Source organism: Pseudomonas oryzihabitans (genome assembly GCF_014522265.1).
Lineage (GTDB): Bacteria > Pseudomonadota > Gammaproteobacteria > Pseudomonadales > Pseudomonadaceae > Chryseomonas > Chryseomonas aestiva.
This window is the reverse complement of sequence record NZ_CP017024.1, coordinates 4,718,840-4,734,070: the sequence shown is the minus strand read 5'-3', so window position 1 is coordinate 4,734,070 and position 15,231 is coordinate 4,718,840. Positions and strand designations below refer to the sequence as shown.

The 15,231-nt window shown below is 65.3% G+C and carries 16 protein-coding genes, 1 tRNA gene and 1 pseudogene; 13 read left to right on the top strand and 5 right to left on the bottom strand.

Features of this window, described 5'->3' with window-relative positions; translation table 11 throughout:
* Positions 1-7: 7 nt before the first annotated feature.
* Positions 8-787 carry a hypothetical protein gene (locus BGI51_RS21860; protein WP_187979725.1) on the bottom strand — a complete coding sequence of 260 codons (780 nt, stop codon included), beginning with the start codon at positions 785-787 and terminating at the stop codon, positions 8-10.
* Between the two features lie 43 nt (positions 788-830).
* Positions 831-1,799: an alpha/beta hydrolase gene (locus tag BGI51_RS21855; protein WP_187979724.1), complete on the bottom strand. Its 969-nt coding sequence runs from the start codon at positions 1,797-1,799 to the stop codon at positions 831-833.
* A 135-nt stretch (positions 1,800-1,934) separates the two neighbouring features.
* Between BGI51_RS21855 and aroC the strand changes: the two genes are divergently transcribed.
* The 13 genes and pseudogenes from aroC (at position 1,935) to BGI51_RS21790 (ending at position 12,837) form a co-directional block, all read left to right on the top strand.
* Positions 1,935-3,026: a chorismate synthase gene (aroC, locus tag BGI51_RS21850; RefSeq protein ID WP_187979723.1), complete on the top strand. Its 1,092-nt coding sequence runs from the start codon at positions 1,935-1,937 to the stop codon at positions 3,024-3,026.
* Positions 3,027-3,040: 14 nt separating this feature from the next.
* Complete coding sequence (locus BGI51_RS21845) at positions 3,041-4,204, top strand: MFS transporter (RefSeq protein ID WP_187979722.1); 1,164 nt, start codon at positions 3,041-3,043, stop codon at positions 4,202-4,204.
* A 139-nt stretch (positions 4,205-4,343) separates the two neighbouring features.
* Entirely contained in the window at positions 4,344-4,958 is a 615-nt protein-coding gene (locus BGI51_RS21840) for a methylthioribulose 1-phosphate dehydratase (RefSeq protein WP_133861148.1), read from the top strand.
* Positions 4,955-5,506 carry a 1,2-dihydroxy-3-keto-5-methylthiopentene dioxygenase gene (locus BGI51_RS21835; protein WP_187979721.1) on the top strand — a complete coding sequence of 184 codons (552 nt, stop codon included), beginning with the start codon at positions 4,955-4,957 and terminating at the stop codon, positions 5,504-5,506. The genes BGI51_RS21840 and BGI51_RS21835 overlap by 4 nt, the downstream gene beginning before the upstream one ends.
* Positions 5,503-6,189: an acireductone synthase gene (gene mtnC, locus BGI51_RS21830; RefSeq protein ID WP_187979720.1), complete on the top strand. Its 687-nt coding sequence runs from the start codon at positions 5,503-5,505 to the stop codon at positions 6,187-6,189. Before BGI51_RS21835 ends, mtnC begins: the two co-directional genes overlap by 4 nt.
* Before the next feature lie 105 nt (positions 6,190-6,294).
* Entirely contained in the window at positions 6,295-6,507 is a 213-nt protein-coding gene (locus BGI51_RS21825; RefSeq protein ID WP_026083979.1) for a PLD nuclease N-terminal domain-containing protein, read from the top strand.
* Positions 6,508-6,603: 96 nt separating this feature from the next.
* Positions 6,604-7,455: a polyamine aminopropyltransferase gene (gene speE / locus BGI51_RS21820; protein WP_187979719.1), complete on the top strand. Its 852-nt coding sequence runs from the start codon at positions 6,604-6,606 to the stop codon at positions 7,453-7,455.
* A 103-nt stretch (positions 7,456-7,558) separates the two neighbouring features.
* Positions 7,559-7,900, top strand: coding sequence for a ribonuclease E inhibitor RraB (locus BGI51_RS21815; protein WP_133861144.1), 342 nt, complete (start codon positions 7,559-7,561; stop codon positions 7,898-7,900).
* A 257-nt stretch (positions 7,901-8,157) separates the two neighbouring features.
* A complete protein-coding gene (locus BGI51_RS21810; RefSeq protein WP_187979718.1) occupies positions 8,158-9,567 on the top strand; it encodes a circularly permuted type 2 ATP-grasp protein in 1,410 nt (469 codons plus the stop codon).
* A 62-nt stretch (positions 9,568-9,629) separates the two neighbouring features.
* Entirely contained in the window at positions 9,630-10,583 is a 954-nt protein-coding gene (locus BGI51_RS21805) for an alpha-E domain-containing protein (RefSeq protein WP_187979717.1), read from the top strand.
* Positions 10,580-11,380, top strand: a complete 801-nt coding sequence (locus tag BGI51_RS21800) for a transglutaminase family protein (protein WP_187979716.1) — start codon at positions 10,580-10,582, stop codon at positions 11,378-11,380. The genes BGI51_RS21805 and BGI51_RS21800 overlap by 4 nt, the downstream gene beginning before the upstream one ends.
* Before the next feature lie 97 nt (positions 11,381-11,477).
* Positions 11,478-12,214, top strand: a pseudogene (locus BGI51_RS21795) (peptidase).
* Positions 12,215-12,747: 533 nt separating this feature from the next.
* Positions 12,748-12,837: transfer RNA gene (locus BGI51_RS21790), tRNA-Ser, on the top strand.
* A 74-nt stretch (positions 12,838-12,911) separates the two neighbouring features.
* Here the strand turns inward: BGI51_RS21790 and BGI51_RS21785 are convergent.
* From BGI51_RS21785 to BGI51_RS21775, 3 genes are all read right to left on the bottom strand, one after another.
* Positions 12,912-13,724 carry an HDOD domain-containing protein gene (locus BGI51_RS21785; RefSeq protein ID WP_187979714.1) on the bottom strand — a complete coding sequence of 271 codons (813 nt, stop codon included), beginning with the start codon at positions 13,722-13,724 and terminating at the stop codon, positions 12,912-12,914.
* Between the two features lie 184 nt (positions 13,725-13,908).
* Entirely contained in the window at positions 13,909-14,637 is a 729-nt protein-coding gene (gene lpxH, locus BGI51_RS21780; RefSeq protein ID WP_187979713.1) for a UDP-2,3-diacylglucosamine diphosphatase, read from the bottom strand.
* Entirely contained in the window at positions 14,634-15,128 is a 495-nt protein-coding gene (locus tag BGI51_RS21775; protein ID WP_007158996.1) for a peptidylprolyl isomerase, read from the bottom strand. Before BGI51_RS21775 ends, lpxH begins: the two co-directional genes overlap by 4 nt.
* Positions 15,129-15,231 lie beyond the last annotated feature (103 nt).

The following is a 15,231-nucleotide window of genomic DNA, read 5'->3' as shown; positions in this document are numbered from 1 at the left end:
AGACCGCTCAGCGCAGCGCCATCCAGATCAGCAGTGCGGCCTGGAACAGGCAGAACACCGCCAGGCAACCGATGGCGAATCTCAAAGAGATGTCATCACGACGATAGAGGGCGATGCGGTCTTCCAGCTGACGCAGGCTGGCATCGCGCTCGTCGATCACCCGGTCGCATTGCTCCAGCAGGGTGGCGCCGTCCAGCAGCGACAGCAGTTGCACCTTGTCGGTATTCCAGTCCTCGCGCAGCTGGCTGACCCGGGCCGCCCGGCAGAGCTGCTGGCGCTCGTCGTCTGCCGCCGTCTCGACGGTGAAGCCCTGGGCGCCGAGCACGTGGTCGCGGCGCTTGCGGCTGTCTTCGTCGAGTGCGTCGCGGCGCGCCAGGGGCAGGTCCTGCACCCGGTAGTGGTTCCAGCGCAAGCGCGCCCAGGCGGCCGCCCGGGCCAGCAGGAAGCGGCCCAGACCGCGCTCCTCGGGCTCGATCTGCAGGCCGCGTTCGGGGCCCAGGCGGATTTCGCCGAGGCGATGGTCGACCCAGACCTCCAGCACGTTCACCTCGCGGTGCAGCAGCTGGCCGGGAATCTGCACCGTCAGCCGCAGCAGGCTTTCTTCGTCGCCATGGCGCTCGACCAGGCCGAGTTGCACGAAGCGCAGGGGGCGCACGCCCACCCGACGATCCGCCGGCTGCGGCATCAGCCGCAGCAGCTGGAAGCGCTCCGGCGGCAGGCTGGCCCATGGATGGGGCTCATTGGGAACGGCTTCGACGGCCGGCGATGCTTGATCGGGGGTTTCCACGGGCGGACTCCAGCTGGCGCGCCTCCTGGGCGCCTGTGCCGGCTTATCGGCCAGGGTGCGGGGAACCTGAGCGCGCGACGAAGGCGCTCACGCGCTCGACCAGCGCGCGGGCCAGCGGCAGGTTGGGGTTGTCGTAGGTGGGCAGTTGCGCCTGAATGTCCGCCGGGGCGATGCGCAGCACGTGGTTCATGCCGGGAATGATCGCCAGTTCGGCATCCGGCTTGGCCCGCTGCAGGGCGCGGGCATCGTCCACCTCCACCTGCACGTCATGGGTACCCTGGGCGATCAGTGCCGGGGCGTGGATGCCGGCAAAGGCCCTGGCCGGATTCTGGCGGAACAGCGAGATCAGATAGGGCTGGACGCTGGGACGGAACAGCACCAGCAATTCCTTCGGCACCTCGGGCACCGGCGTGCCGCGCAGCAACTGGTCGATGATCCACTGGGCGCTGGCCAGGCCGGCGGGCGACAGCTTGCCGGCCAGCTGCTCGCGCAGCACCACGTCGATGGGCCGGCCACTGCCGGCCAGGGTGACCACGCCGGCGACCGGCACCCGGTCGCCGGCCAGGCTGGCGATCAGGGCGCCTTCGCTGTGACCGAGCAGGATCACCTTGGAAAAGCGCGGATCGGCGCGCAGCAGCCGGATCCAGCCGACCAGGTCGTCGACATAGCGCTCCACGCTGAGACGACTCTCGTCCGGCTCGGCGCCGCGACTCTCGGCCACCCCGCGCTTGTCGAAGCGCACGCTGGCGATCCGCTGCCGGCCCAGGGCCTCGGCCAGACGCTGCAGGGCGGCATTGCGGGCGCCGGGGGCGTTGCCATTGCGGTCGATGGGGCCCGAGCCGGAAACGAAGAGCACCACCGGTTGCGGACGCTCGCTGCGGGGCAGGATCAGACTGCCCTTGAGCACGCCGCTGCCGGTGTCGAGCTGGAGGGGGCGGTAGAGCACGGGATCGGCCGCCGTGGCGAGGGCGGGCAGGGCGAGGCACAGCAGCAGGGAGAACAGCAGACGCATGGCAGGAAGGGCACCGGAGAGCTGGGGTGTGGGGGCCTATCCCGCACACAATCCGTGTAAAAGACCACGGCGCGTGTAAAATCGCCCATTGCCAATTTGAATCCATACCTTTCACCCGTAGCGCGGAGCCCTCGCATGTCCGGCAATACCCTCGGCACGCTGTTTACCGTCACCACCGCCGGCGAAAGCCATGGCCCGGCGCTGGTCGCCATCGTCGACGGTTGCCCACCCGGACTGCCCCTGGACATCGCCGACCTGCAGCGTGACCTGGATCGGCGCAAGCCCGGCACCAGCCGCCACACCACCCAGCGCCAGGAAGCGGACGAGGTGGAGATCCTCTCCGGGGTCTTCGAGGGCGTCACCACCGGTACCCCCATCGGCCTGCTGATCCGCAACACCGACCAGAAGTCCAAGGACTACTCGGCGATCAAGGACCTGTTCCGCCCGGCCCATGCTGACTACGCCTACCACCACAAGTATGGCCTGCGCGACTACCGCGGCGGCGGTCGCAGCTCGGCGCGGGAAACCGCCATGCGCGTCGCGGCCGGCGCCATCGCCAAGAAGTACCTGGCCACCCAGGGCATCCGGGTGCGTGGCTACATGAGTCAGCTGGGCCCCATCGAGATCCCCTTCAAGACCTGGGACAGCGTGGAAGAGAACGCCTTCTTCAGCCCCGATCCGGACCGGGTACCGGAGCTGGAGGCCTACATGGACCAGCTGCGCCGCGATCAGGATTCGGTGGGCGCGCGCATCACCGTGGTCGCCGACGGCGTGCCGCCGGGCCTCGGCGAGCCGATCTTCGACCGCCTCGACGCCGAACTGGCCTATGCGCTGATGAGCATCAATGCGGTGAAGGGCGTCGAGATCGGCGCCGGCTTCGCCAGCGTTGCCCAGCGCGGCACCGAGCACCGTGACGAGCTGACCCCGGAGGGCTTCCTGTCCAACAACGCCGGTGGCGTGCTGGGCGGCATCTCGTCCGGTCAGCCCCTCGTCGCCCACCTGGCGCTGAAGGCCACGTCCAGCATCACCACTCCGGGGCGCTCCATCGACGTCCATGGCAATCCGGTGGATATCATCACCAAGGGTCGCCACGATCCCTGCGTGGGCATCCGCGCCACGCCCATTGCCGAGGCGATGATGGCCCTGGTGCTGATGGATCACCTGCTGCGTCACCGCGCGCAGAACGCCGAGGTGAAAGTGCACACGCCCACCCTGCCGCAACTCTGATCCGCGGACGGACGATGCCGGTTCCCTATTGGCGGCTGTCGGGCTTCTACTTCGCCTACTTCGCGCTGCTGGGGGCCACGGCGCCCTACCTGGGGCTGTACTTCCACCACCTGGGCTTTTCCGGCACCGCCATCGGCCAGCTGGTGGCCATCCCCATGCTGATGCGGGTACTGGCGCCCAACCTCTGGGGCTGGCTGGCCGATCGCACCGGCCGCCGGCTGAGCATCGTCCGCCTCGGCGCCGCCTGCACCCTGCTGTGCTTTTCCGGTATCTACCTCGGCCAGGGCTTCGCCTGGCTGGCGCTGATCATGGCCGGCCATGCCTTCTTCTGGCACGCGGTGCTGCCCCAGTTCGAAGCCATCACCCTGGCCCATTTGCGCGACCAGCCACAGCGCTATGCGCGCATCCGCCTCTGGGGCTCCATCGGCTTCATCGCCGCGGTGGCGGGGCTCGGCTGGGCCTTCGAATACGTCAGCCTGGATCTCTATCCGGCCTATCTGCTGCTGGTGATGGCGATCATCCTGCTGGCCTCACTGGCGGTGCCAGGGGTCAAGGTCGATCCAGGCCAGCGGCCCGAGGCGCCGGCCGAGCCCTTCCTGACGACCCTGCGCCAGCCGCGGGTGCTGGCCTTCTTCGCTGCCGCGGCGCTGATGCAGCTGTCCCACGGCCCTTACTACACGGTCTTCACCCTGCATCTGGAAGAACTCGGTTATGGCCGCGGCGTCATCGGTCAGCTCTGGTCGCTGGGCGTGGTCGCCGAGGTGCTGATCTTCCTGGTGATGCCGCAACTACTGGCGCGGCTGGCGCTCAACACCCTGCTGGTCGGCGCCTTTCTGATCGCCGCCGGGCGCTGGCTGCTGCTGGGCACCCTGGCCGACCAGTTGCCAGTGCTGTTGTTCGCCCAGCTCCTGCATGCGGCCACCTTCGCCTGCTTCCACGCCGCCGCCATCCAGTTCGTGCAATCTCATTTCGACCGCCGCCGCCAGGGCCAGGCCCAATCGCTCTACGCGGCACTTTCCGGGGCTGGCGGGGCGCTGGGCGCGCTGTATGCTGGCTATGCCTGGCAGGTGTCCGGCGCCCTTGCCGCCTTTGCCGGCGCCTCCCTGGCGGCGCTGGCAGGCGCCTTCCTCATCCTCTTGTCCGTTAGGTCCAGTACGAAAAGTGCCTGCGCTCTGTGATGCTTCGTTGAAAAACACCTGGATCGCCAGCCCGGTCGCAATGCTCATTTACCTCTCGTAAACTCCGCTTCCTCAGCGTTTTTCGCCTCGCCTGACCATCGCTCGGCGACTTTTCGTACAGAACCTAGGAGAACCCTCCATGATCCAGCAGCGTGAGCAACTGGCCCGGGAAATCATCGACGCCGGTCGCTTCCTCTATGGCCGCGGCTGGTCGCCGGCCACCAGCAGCAACTATTCGGTACGGCTGTCCGACAGTCGCCTGCTGCTGACCGTCTCCGGCAAGCACAAGGGTCAGCTGGAGCTGGACGACGTCCTCGCCACCGATCTCGACGGCACGCCGCTGGAGGACAAGAAGCCTTCGGCCGAGACCGCGCTGCACACCCAGCTCTATCGCTGGCAGCCGGAGATCGGTGCCGTACTGCACACCCATTCGGTGAATTCGACGGTGCTCTCGCGCCAGCTCGAAGGCGATCGCCTGCTGCTGGACGGCTACGAGCTGCAGAAGGCCCTGCATGGCGTCACCACCCACGACGTGCGAGTGGAGATCCCGGTGTTCGACAACGACCAGGACATCCCGCGTCTGGCCGACCAGGTGCAGACCTGGCTGGACGTGCATCCCGACTGCGTGGGGTACCTGATCCGCGGACACGGCCTCTATACTTGGGGCCCGCGCATGGCCGATGCCCTGCGCCACGTGGAAGCCTTCGAATTCCTCTTCGAATGCGAACTCAAGACCCGGAGCCTGCGTCCATGAGCCGACTGACCGTCTACCACGATGCCGAACCGCGCCAGCCGCTGAAGGTGATCAGCGATGGCGAGCACATCGCCGCCACCCTGGCCGAGTTCGGGGTGCGTTTCGAGCGCTGGCAGGCCACCGCCCCGGTGGCGCCGGGCGCCAGCCAGGAGGAGGTGATCGCCGCCTACCGGCCGGAAATCGATCGTCTCATCCAGGAGCGCGGCTACCAGACCGTCGACGTCATCAGCATGAATCCCGAGCATCCGCAGAAGGAGGCGCTGCGCGCCAAGTTCCTCGAAGAGCATCGCCATAACGAGGACGAGGTGCGCTTCTTCGTCGCCGGTCAGGGCCTCTTCACCCTGCACATCGACGACCAGGTCTATGCCGTGCTCTGCGAGAAGGACGACCTCATCTCGGTGCCGGCCGGTACGCCGCACTGGTTCGACATGAGCGAGTCGCCGTCCTTCGTCGCCATCCGCCTGTTCGACAATCCCGATGGCTGGGTCGCCCACTTCACCGGCGTCGACATCGCCCAGCGCTTCCCGCGCCTGGAGGTCGAGGCGTGACGATCAAGGCCATCCTCACCGATATCGAAGGTACCACCAGCGCCGTCAGCTTCGTCTTCGACGTGCTCTTTCCCTATGCCCGCGAGCACCTGCCGGCCCTTGTGCGCGCCCATGCCGGAGAGCCGGCGGTGGCCGAGCAACTCGATGCCGTGCGAGCCGAAGCCGGCGAGCTGGACGCCGACGTGGAGCGGGTGATCGCCATCCTGCTGGAATGGATCGCCACCGACCGGAAGGCCACACCGCTCAAGGCGCTGCAGGGTCAGGTATGGGAGCAGGGCTATCGTGCCGGCACCCTCAAGGGCCACGTCTATCCCGACGCCGTCCAGGCCCTGCGCCAGTGGCACGCGGCGGGGCTGCCGCTGTACGTCTATTCCTCCGGATCGATCCAGGCGCAGAAGCTGATCTTCGGCTGCTCCGAGCATGGCGATCTCACGCCTTTGTTTTCCGGGTATTTCGATACCCTGACCGGCGGCAAGCGCGACGCCGAGTCCTATGCGCGCATCGCCTCGGCCACCACCCACGCGCCGGCGGAACTGCTGTTCCTCTCCGACGTGGTGGAAGAGCTGGATGCCGCGCGCCAGGCGGGCCTGCCGACCTGCGGGCTGGTACGTGCCGGTGGCCAGCTGGGCGATCATCCGTGCGTGGCGTCCTTTGCCGACATCGATCTCGCCGGACTCAGCTGAAGCCCACGGCCGGCCTCGCTGCCAAGCGAGCCGGCCGAACTCGACGTCCTCATCGCCAGTCCCAATTGACGAGACCTGTGTCCTCGCAACGGGAGTCGCGACATGATCAATTCCACCATCGGCGGTGTACTGGGCTTCATCGTCTTCCTGCTCGACATCTGGGCTATCGTCAACGTCATCCGCAGTGACAGCACCAGCAACGCCAAGATCGGCTGGACGGTGCTCATCATCGTGCTGCCGGTGATCGGCCTGATCGCCTGGGCTGCCGCCGGACCACGCGGCAATCGCTCGGCCACGGCACCCACGCACAAGGGCTAGCCAGCACAACGCTGGAGCCTGTCACATCCAGCTCTTACAATGCCCGGCTTTTGGCCGGGCATTGTCTGTCTCGGCCAGCCACTTGCGGAGATCGACATGAGCGACTACCTGGAAACCCTCTACGACGGCTACGGTCAGCGATTCACCGTCGAGCGCATGCTGCACGAGGTGCGCACCGAGCATCAGCACCTGGTGATCTTCCAGAACGCCGTGCTGGGCAAGGTCATGGCCCTGGATGGCGTCATCCAGACCACCGAGGCCGACGAATTCATCTATCACGAGATGCTCACCCACGTGCCCCTGCTGGCCCATCCGGCGCCCCGGCGGGTGCTCATCATCGGCGGTGGCGACGGTGGCATCCTGCGCGAAGTGGCCAAGCACCGGGGTGTCGAGCACATCACCATGGTCGAGATCGACGGCTCGGTGGTGGCGATGTGCAAGGAGCACTTTCCCGGTCACTCGGCAGGCGCCTTCGACGACCCGCGGCTGAAGCTGGTGATCGACGACGGCATGAATTTCGTCGCCAACACCACCGAACGCTACGACGTCATCATCTCCGACTCCACCGATCCCATCGGTCCGGCCGAGGTTCTCTTTTCGGAGAACTTCTATCAGGCCTGCCATCGTTGTCTGAACGACGGCGGCGTGATGGTGGCCCAGAACGGTACTCCGTTCCTGCAACTGGACGAGGTCAAGACCACTGCCAGCCGCATGTCCGGGCTGTTCGCCGATTGGCACTTTTATCTGTCGGCGGTGCCTACTTACATAGGGGGCGTCATGACCCTGGCCTGGGGTAGCAAGGACACGACCTTGCGTCGGCAGAATGCCGAAACCCTGGCGCAGCGCTACAGTGATACAGGCATCCAGACCCGTTATTACACTCCGGAGCTGCATGCCGCAGCCTTTGCTCTACCTCGATACGTGCTGGAGGCCATCGGCAAGGCGTAAGCCCTGGCGGTCGCTGCACCGTTCGAGTTCTCAGCCGCGACTCGCCAGGCGTCGGTAGCGACGTCCAGCGAGACGATCATCCGAACCAGAGGAGGGAAGTCCTATGTCCTTGTCGTTTGCCGATGATGTGAGCTTGAACCTGCTGCAGCGGATGAAGGAGGGCGGCTTCGATTTCGCCCGCTTCCATCCCATCGACTTCTTTGCCATTTTCGCCGATGAAGGCAAGGCCCGCATCGCTGCGGACCAGTTTCACGGCGAATCCCTCAACGCCCAGGTGCTCCCCCATGAAGAGGGCGGCTGGCATCTGCAGGTCAGCAAGGTGATGTTCGCCACCCATGCCACCATCGATGATTTCGAAAGCGATCTCGAGGCGGTGGTTGCGCCTCTTGGCGGTCAGCTCGATGGCTGGGGCGTCACCCAGGAAGTCAGCCGCAGCTCCGCCTGATCCTGCACGTCCCGAGGCGGCATCCCAGACGGGGTGCCTGTCTCATCTCCGGTTACCGCTCGGCCCCTCAATCATCGCACTTTCCGCGTGGCGCACCGTCTTAGGCTCATGACGGAGACGTTGCGGTGCATGCGCACGCTGACGTGCCTGGGTTTGGTGCATCGTGCGACTCGCAGCCGCGCAAGGGCTTGATCTTGAAGGCTCTGGCGCTGGCACGCGGCTTGCGAAGCTGCACCGTGGGTGACAAGGAGATCGGCATGAGCCGCCAACTGTATAACGAGATGTATGACGTCCAGGCACAGTGTCGACCGCATTATGGTCGCTATGCCCAGTGGCTGAGCGAGACACCCCCGGAACTCCTGGCCCAGCGGCGGCGTGAAGCCGATCTGCTGTTCCATCGCGCCGGGATCACCTTCACCCTCTATGGCGACGAACAGGGCACGGAACGCCTGATTCCCTTCGACGCCTTGCCGCGCGCCATTCCCGCCAGCGAATGGCAGATCATCGAACGCGGCTGCATCCAGCGTGTCCAGGCGCTGAATCTCTTTCTGCACGACCTCTATCATGACCAGCGCATCATCAAGGCCGGGGTCATTCCCGCCGAGCAGGTGCTGGCCAACGACCAGTATCAGCTGGCCATGCAGGGGCTGGACCTGCCCAATGGCATCTACGCCCATATCGCCGGGGTCGATCTGGTACGAGATGGCGATGGCGCCTACTACGTGCTGGAAGACAACCTGCGCACCCCCAGCGGTGTCTCCTACATGCTCGAAAACCGCAAGATGATGATGCGGCTGTTTCCCGAGCTGTTCACCCTGGAGCGCATCGCGCCCATCGACCACTATCCGAACATCCTGCTCGATACCCTGCGCAGCTCCACCCCGGTCAACAACCCCACGGTGGTTGTCCTCACCCCGGGTCGTTTCAACAGCGCCTACTTCGAACACGCCTTCCTCGCGCGCGAGATGGGCGTGGAGCTGGTGGAGGGTGCCGATCTGCTGGTGCGCGACGAACAGGTGTTCATGCGCACCACCTCGGGCTTCCGCAAGGTCGATGTCATCTATCGGCGTCTCGACGACGCCTTCCTCGACCCGCTGGCCTTCAATCCCGATTCCATGCTCGGCGTGCCCGGTCTGCTCGCCGCCTATCGCGCCGGTAACGTCATCCTGGCCAACGCCATAGGTACCGGGGTGGCCGACGACAAGTCGATCTATCCCTATGTGCCGGAGATGATCCGCTTCTATCTCAGCGAAGAACCCATCCTCTATAACGTGCCCACCTGGCAGTGCCGCAAGCCGGACGAACTGTCCCATGTGCTGGCCAACCTGCCCGAGCTGGTGGTCAAGGAAGTCCATGGTTCCGGCGGCTACGGCATGCTGGTCGGCCCCACCGCCAGCAGCCTGGAGATCGAAGCCTTCCGCGCGCGGCTCAAGGCCAATCCCAGCGCCTACATCGCCCAGCCGACCCTGTCGCTGTCCACCTGCCCGACCTTTGTCGAGAACGGCATCGCGCCGCGCCACATCGACCTGCGGCCCTTCGTGCTGTCCGGGCGCAAGACGCGTCTGGTGCCTGGTGGCCTGACCCGGGTCGCCCTGCGCGAAGGCTCGCTGGTGGTGAATTCCTCCCAGGGCGGCGGCACCAAGGACACCTGGGTGGTCCAGGACTAGATCGCCACAGAACAGCGGCCGCTCCGGCGGCCCCGCAAGGACCTTTGAAAGGCGACCCCACCATGTTGAGTCGTACCGCTGCCGATCTGTACTGGATGTCCCGCAACCTGGAGCGCGCCGAGAATCTCGCGCGGATGCTGGACGTCAGCTATTCGCTGTCGATGATGCCGCAGAGCGGGCAGGGCGGAGGCCTGGATGAACTGGCCATGCCACTGCTCATCACCGGCACCCTGGATGACTACCGGGAAAAGCACGGGGCCCTGCACCCCGAGCGCCTGCTGCACTTCTTCGCCCTGGACGAGCGCAACCCCGGCAGCATCTATTGCTGTCTGCAGGCTGCGCGCAGCAATGCCCACGCGGTGCGTGGGCGCATCACCGCCGACATGTGGGAGAACGTCAACTCCACCTGGCTGGAGATGCGCGAGATTGCCGTTACCGGCCTGATCCGCTTCGGCATCAGCCGTTTCTGCGAGTGGGTGAAGGAGCGTTCCCACCTGTTCCGTGGTGCCACCGTCGGCACCATCATGAGAAACGACGCCTATCGCTTCATCCGCCTGGGTACCTTCGTCGAACGCGCCGACAACACCCTGCGCATGCTCGACGCCCGCTACCAGGTGCTCGGCGAAGAGGAAGCGGAAGCCATCAGCGACGCCTCCGCCCGCGGCTTCTATCAGTGGAGCGCCCTGCTGCGCGCCCTGAGCGCCTTCGAGGCCTACACCGAGCTCTATCGCGATGCCCTCAACGTGCGCAACGGCGCCGAGCTGCTGCTGTTGCAGGAAGACCTGCCACGCTCGCTGCTGGCCTGCGTGATCGAGCTGCACCGGGTGCTGGTCAGTCTGCCCGGCGAGAACGGTCGCGAGGCCAAGCGCCTGGCGGCAGGCCTGGAGGCACGCCTGCGCTACACCAGCATCGACGAGGTGCTCGAAGAGGGACTGCATGCCTGGATCGGCGATTTCATCGTCCACATCCGCCAGCTTGGCAGTGGCATCAACACCGCTTACCTGGAGATCGTATGAGACTCGCGATCCATCACGAAACCCTGTATCGCTACGCCGACCTGGTCCGCGCCAGCATCCAGTACCTGCGTCTCACGCCACAGGACGACGCGCGACAGAAGATTCTCAGCTGGGAGCTGGCACTGCCGCGCCCGGCGCTCGCGCAGCGCGATCCCTTCGGCAACATTCTCCATGTGCTGACCCTGGACACCCCGCACGACGCCATCACCATCACCGCCAGCGGCCAGGTGGAGATCGACGAGACCTTCGAGGCGGAACCGTGCCAGGCCTCGGCCTTTCCCTTTCTGCGTCAGACCAGGCTGACCGAGGCCGACGAGGCGCTTACCGCCTTCGCCCGCGAGGTCTGCGACGGTCGCCGGGATCGCGCCACCCTGATCCAGCTGATGGAGCATTTGCACGAGCGCATGACCTATGTGCCCGGCTCCACCGAGGTGGACGGCAATGCCGCCCAGGCCTTCGCCAAGGGGGCCGGGGTCTGTCAGGACCATGCCCATGCCTTTCTGGCCTGCGCCCGCAGCCTGGGCATCCCGGCACGCTATGTGTCTGGCTATCTGTGCACCGATGACAGCGCGCACCTTTCCAGCCACGCCTGGGCGGAAGCCTGGCACGACGGCGCCTGGTACAGCTATGACGTCACCAATCGCCTGATCCGACCGGAGCGGCACCTGCGCCTGGCCATCGGCCTGGACTACCTGGATGCCTGTCCGGTGCGCGGCATGCGCCGTGGTGGCGGGGTGGAGCACATGGAGGCCAAGGTACTGGTCGAGCCCTTGCAGCAGGTGCAGCAACAGCAATAATCAGCGCTGCCCACAGCAGACGAGAAGGCGGCCACGGGCCGTCTTTTCTTTTGGGGTCGGGCCTGTTGCGTCGACCGTTCCATCACCCGAGGTTCGCATGACCTATTGCGTCGCCATGAAACTGCAAGATGGCCTGGTATTCGTCGCCGACTCCCGCACCAATGCCGGGGTCGACAACATCGCTACCTTCCGCAAGCTGCATCTGTTCCGGATCCCCGGCGAGCGCCTGATCGCCATCCAGTCAGCGGGCAATCTGGCCACCTCCCAGGCGGTCGTCAGTCTCCTCCGACAACGGCTGGACAGCGAGCGGGACAACCTCCACGGGGTGCCCACCCTGTACGACGCCGCCCGACTGCTGGGCCAGACCCTGCGCGAGGTCCTGCAACGCGACGCCGAGGATGCGCCCCAGGGGCACGGCCTGGACCTGAGCTGTTCCTTTCTGCTGGGTGGGCAGATCCGCGGCGCGGAGCCGGAGCTGTTCAATCTCTATCCCCACGGCAACTTCATCAGTGCCACCGAGGACACGCCTTACTTCCAGATCGGCGAGAGCAAATACGGCAAGCCCATCCTGGATCGGGCGCTGACCTTCGCGACGCCGCTGGAGGAAGCCCTGCGCTGCGCGCTGCTGTCCTACGACGCCACCATTCGCAGCAATCTGTCGGTCGGGCTACCGCTGGATCTGGTGGTCTATCCGCGTGATCGACTGGCGCAGGTGAGCAGTCATCGGATCGACGAACACGATCCCTACTTCCAGGCCTTGCGCAAGGGCTGGGGGAGGGGTTGCGTGATCTGCTGGCAGACTTGCCGGCAGCCCCTGCGGACTATTGGCGCTAGGGATCAGCCAACGAACCGCGAGAGGTTGGGGATGACCAGCACTACGGTGGTGACGATGAGCACGAAACTCGCCTGACGCCACTTGGGGACGGGATTCTTGAACATGACTCGGGGCCTTTATTGTTAGCTGTTTAGAGCCTTTACGTCTTCAGCGGGAAGCGCTTGCGCAACAGCGGCATGCAATTACTGATACCCGCAGGCTTGAGCACTATCCAGTAGCTATAGAACATAAATTTCAGTTTTGTGGCGGTAACCGGCCAGGCGGTTATCAGAAATGTCGTACCAGGCGATTTTTCCTTTGCTTTCAGCCGATTAGAAAAATGCTTGCGACGCTACCGTTGGTCGGAGGTATCAGTGACTCAGGGCCATGGGACGGCGACCAACCGGTCATCCCATGAACGGGGCAGGGCGGAGCCCCTTCCAGGTCATGAATGCAAATGCATGAATAGATTGAAGAAAAAGCTTGCCATCGAAATCGCCTTTGCCTATAGTTGCGCGCCTCGGTGATGCAGATGCAGCCGCCGAGCAAATCTGGTGAGGTGTCCGAGCGGTTGAAGGAGCACGCCTGGAAAGTGTGTATAGGAGAAATCTTATCGAGGGTTCGAATCCCTCCCTCACCGCCAGATCTGAGAGAACCCCTGAGAGCCCAGCTCCAGGGGTTTTTTCTTGCCTGCGATTTGGCCAGGCCATCCAGAAATCAGGCGGCCTGGGCGAAGGTCGCGGCGGTATCCCGCGCGTTGGGCAGGACTGCGCTCAGCTGCGCCAGGTCGATGCTGGCGAACAGCGGGCCGCTCAGGTCCTGCACCTTGCTGTCGCCGGCGTTCTCGTGGAGCACCTCGGCCACGGCGACCGCCTGGGCCACGATCAGCGCATAGCCATTGCTTTCCGGTGCCTGCAACGGGCGCGCCTGGTAGCCGATGGCGTCGCGCAGCACCTGGGGCAGCTGCCAGCGGCGCGCCAGCTCGGCGCCTACCTCCGGATAGCCAAATCCCAATTGCAGGGTTTCGTCCGCGGCGCGATGGCTGCTGGCAGTGGCGCGACCGGCCAGGCTCGGCGCCAGCTCCGGCGCGCCGCTCTGGATCAGCAACTCGCCAATGTCATGCAGCATGCCGCAGGTAAAGGCGGTTTCCTGATCCAGGCCGGCCTGCTTGGCCAGCGGCTTGCACAGGCTGGCGACCAGGAAGCTGTTGTACCAGAAGGCCTGCAGATCGAAGCCGGGCGCGGATTTGAAGCCGCTGGCGAAGGCCGAGGCCAGCACCAGGGTGCGCAGGGTGTTGAAGCCCAGACGCAGGGCGGCGTCTTCGATGCTGGTGGATTCACGGGCGCCGCGGAAGCGCGCCGAATTGGCCAGGCGCAGTACCTTGGCGGCGATGACCGGATCGCGCGCCACGGTGCGCGACAGGGTTTCGATGCTGGTGTTGGGGTCGTCGAACTGCCGGATCAGAACCTGCGCCACCTCGGGAACGTTGGGCAGGTTGTGCAGCTGGGCAAAGAGGGTGTCGAGTTGCATGGGCGTCTCCGCGGAAAAGGGTTACATCTCCTTACACCCTCGTCATCGGTCGCCTGCGCGGATTTCTGTAGCTGTCATGTGACGATCGGTCGCAGCCCGGGCGGCCAATACCGGCTAGCCGGGAAAAATTGCTTTGCTGGTCAGGGACCTGCCGCCAGCGAGCCAGGCCTGCCTGGCTACGCCCTTACCGTTCGTCGAGGGCGAAATCGACCTGGGTCAGGCCCGCTTCGCTGGCTTCCAGCACCCAGCCGCGACGGTCCCAATCGCCCAGCACGATACGTTCGGCCGGCTGGCCATCGAGCAGCAGTTCATGGCGGGCGGGCCTGTGGGTATGGCCGTGGATCAACGTCGTCACCCGGGCGGCGCGCATTTCCCGCTCGACCTCGGCCTCGGTGACATCGGTGATGTCCATGGCCTTGGCCCGGGTCTGCTGGCGACTCTCGCTGCGCAGCTTGCGTGCCAGCTTCTGGCGGCTGGCCAGTGGCAGGTGGCGCAGGACGAAGAGGGTGAGGGGGTTGCGCAGGATGCGGCGCAGCTTCTGGTAGCCCTCGTCACGGGTGCAGAGGGTGTCGCCATGCATCAGCAGCACCCGGCGGCCGTGGAAGTCGGCGATATGGCGATCCGGCAGCAGGCGGCAGCCAGCCTGGCGGCAGAAGGCCTTGCCAATGAGGAAGTCGCGATTGCCATGCATCAGGTAGACGGCCGTGCCGCTGTCGGCCAGTTGGCGCAGGGCGGTGGCGATTTCCTGCTCGAAGGGACCCATGGCGTCGTCGCCGATCCAGGCTTCGAACAGGTCGCCAAGGATGTACAGGGCCTCGGCACCGCGGGCACGGGTTTCGAGGAGATGCAAAAACGCCCGGACCAGGTCCGGGCGTTGCGGTTCGAGATGCAGGTCGGAGACCAGTAAAATCACTCGACGATCTCGGCCTTCTCGATGATCACGTCTTCGCTCGGCACGTCCTGGTGACCGGCCTTGCTGGTGGTGGCGACGCCCTTGATGGCGTTGACCACGTCCATGCCCTCGACGACCTTGCCGAACACCGCATAGCCCCAGCCCTGGCTGGTGGGCGCGGTATGGTTGAGGAAGGTGTTGTCGGACACGTTGATGAAGAACTGCGCCGAGGCGGAGTGCGGGTCCATGGTGCGGGCCATGGCGACGGTGCCGATCGCGTTGGAGACGCCGTTGTTGGCCTCGTTCTTGATCGGGGCGCGGGTGGGCTTCTGCTTCATGCCCGGCTCGAAACCACCGCCCTGGACCATGAAGTTGCTGATCACACGGTGGAAGATGGTGCCGTCGTAGTGACCGCTCTTGACGTATTCCTTGAAGTTGGCCGCGGTTTCGGGCGCCTTGTCCTCGAAGAGTTCCAGGGTGATGACGCCGTGGTTGGTGTGCAGCTTGATCATGGCAGCGAATCCGTAGCTAAGGGGGACAGCATCCAGACCCGGCGAGGGCCTCAAGGGTTTCGCCGGGACTTGACGGGTTGGGCTATGATACGGGTTTACCTTT

Excerpts from the sequence above, each read along its gene's own strand:
- BGI51_RS21855 (WP_187979724.1), bottom strand. The coding sequence starts at position 1,799 with ATGCGTCTGCTGTTCTCCCTGCTGCTGTGCCTCGCCCTGCCCGCCCTC.
- BGI51_RS21805 (WP_187979717.1), top strand. The coding sequence starts at position 9,630 with ATGTTGAGTCGTACCGCTGCCGATCTGTACTGGATGTCCCGCAACCTG.
- BGI51_RS21810 (WP_187979718.1), top strand. The coding sequence starts at position 8,158 with ATGAGCCGCCAACTGTATAACGAGATGTATGACGTCCAGGCACAGTGT.
- BGI51_RS21845 (WP_187979722.1), top strand. The coding sequence starts at position 3,041 with ATGCCGGTTCCCTATTGGCGGCTGTCGGGCTTCTACTTCGCCTACTTC.
- BGI51_RS21785 (WP_187979714.1), bottom strand. The coding sequence starts at position 13,724 with ATGCAACTCGACACCCTCTTTGCCCAGCTGCACAACCTGCCCAACGTT.
- BGI51_RS21800 (WP_187979716.1), top strand. The coding sequence starts at position 10,580 with ATGAGACTCGCGATCCATCACGAAACCCTGTATCGCTACGCCGACCTG.
- aroC (WP_187979723.1), top strand. The coding sequence starts at position 1,935 with ATGTCCGGCAATACCCTCGGCACGCTGTTTACCGTCACCACCGCCGGC.
- BGI51_RS21840 (WP_133861148.1), top strand. The coding sequence starts at position 4,344 with ATGATCCAGCAGCGTGAGCAACTGGCCCGGGAAATCATCGACGCCGGT.
- BGI51_RS21835 (WP_187979721.1), top strand. The coding sequence starts at position 4,955 with ATGAGCCGACTGACCGTCTACCACGATGCCGAACCGCGCCAGCCGCTG.
- BGI51_RS21775 (WP_007158996.1), bottom strand. The coding sequence starts at position 15,128 with ATGATCAAGCTGCACACCAACCACGGCGTCATCACCCTGGAACTCTTC.
- speE (WP_187979719.1), top strand. The coding sequence starts at position 6,604 with ATGAGCGACTACCTGGAAACCCTCTACGACGGCTACGGTCAGCGATTC.
- BGI51_RS21815 (WP_133861144.1), top strand. The coding sequence starts at position 7,559 with ATGTCCTTGTCGTTTGCCGATGATGTGAGCTTGAACCTGCTGCAGCGG.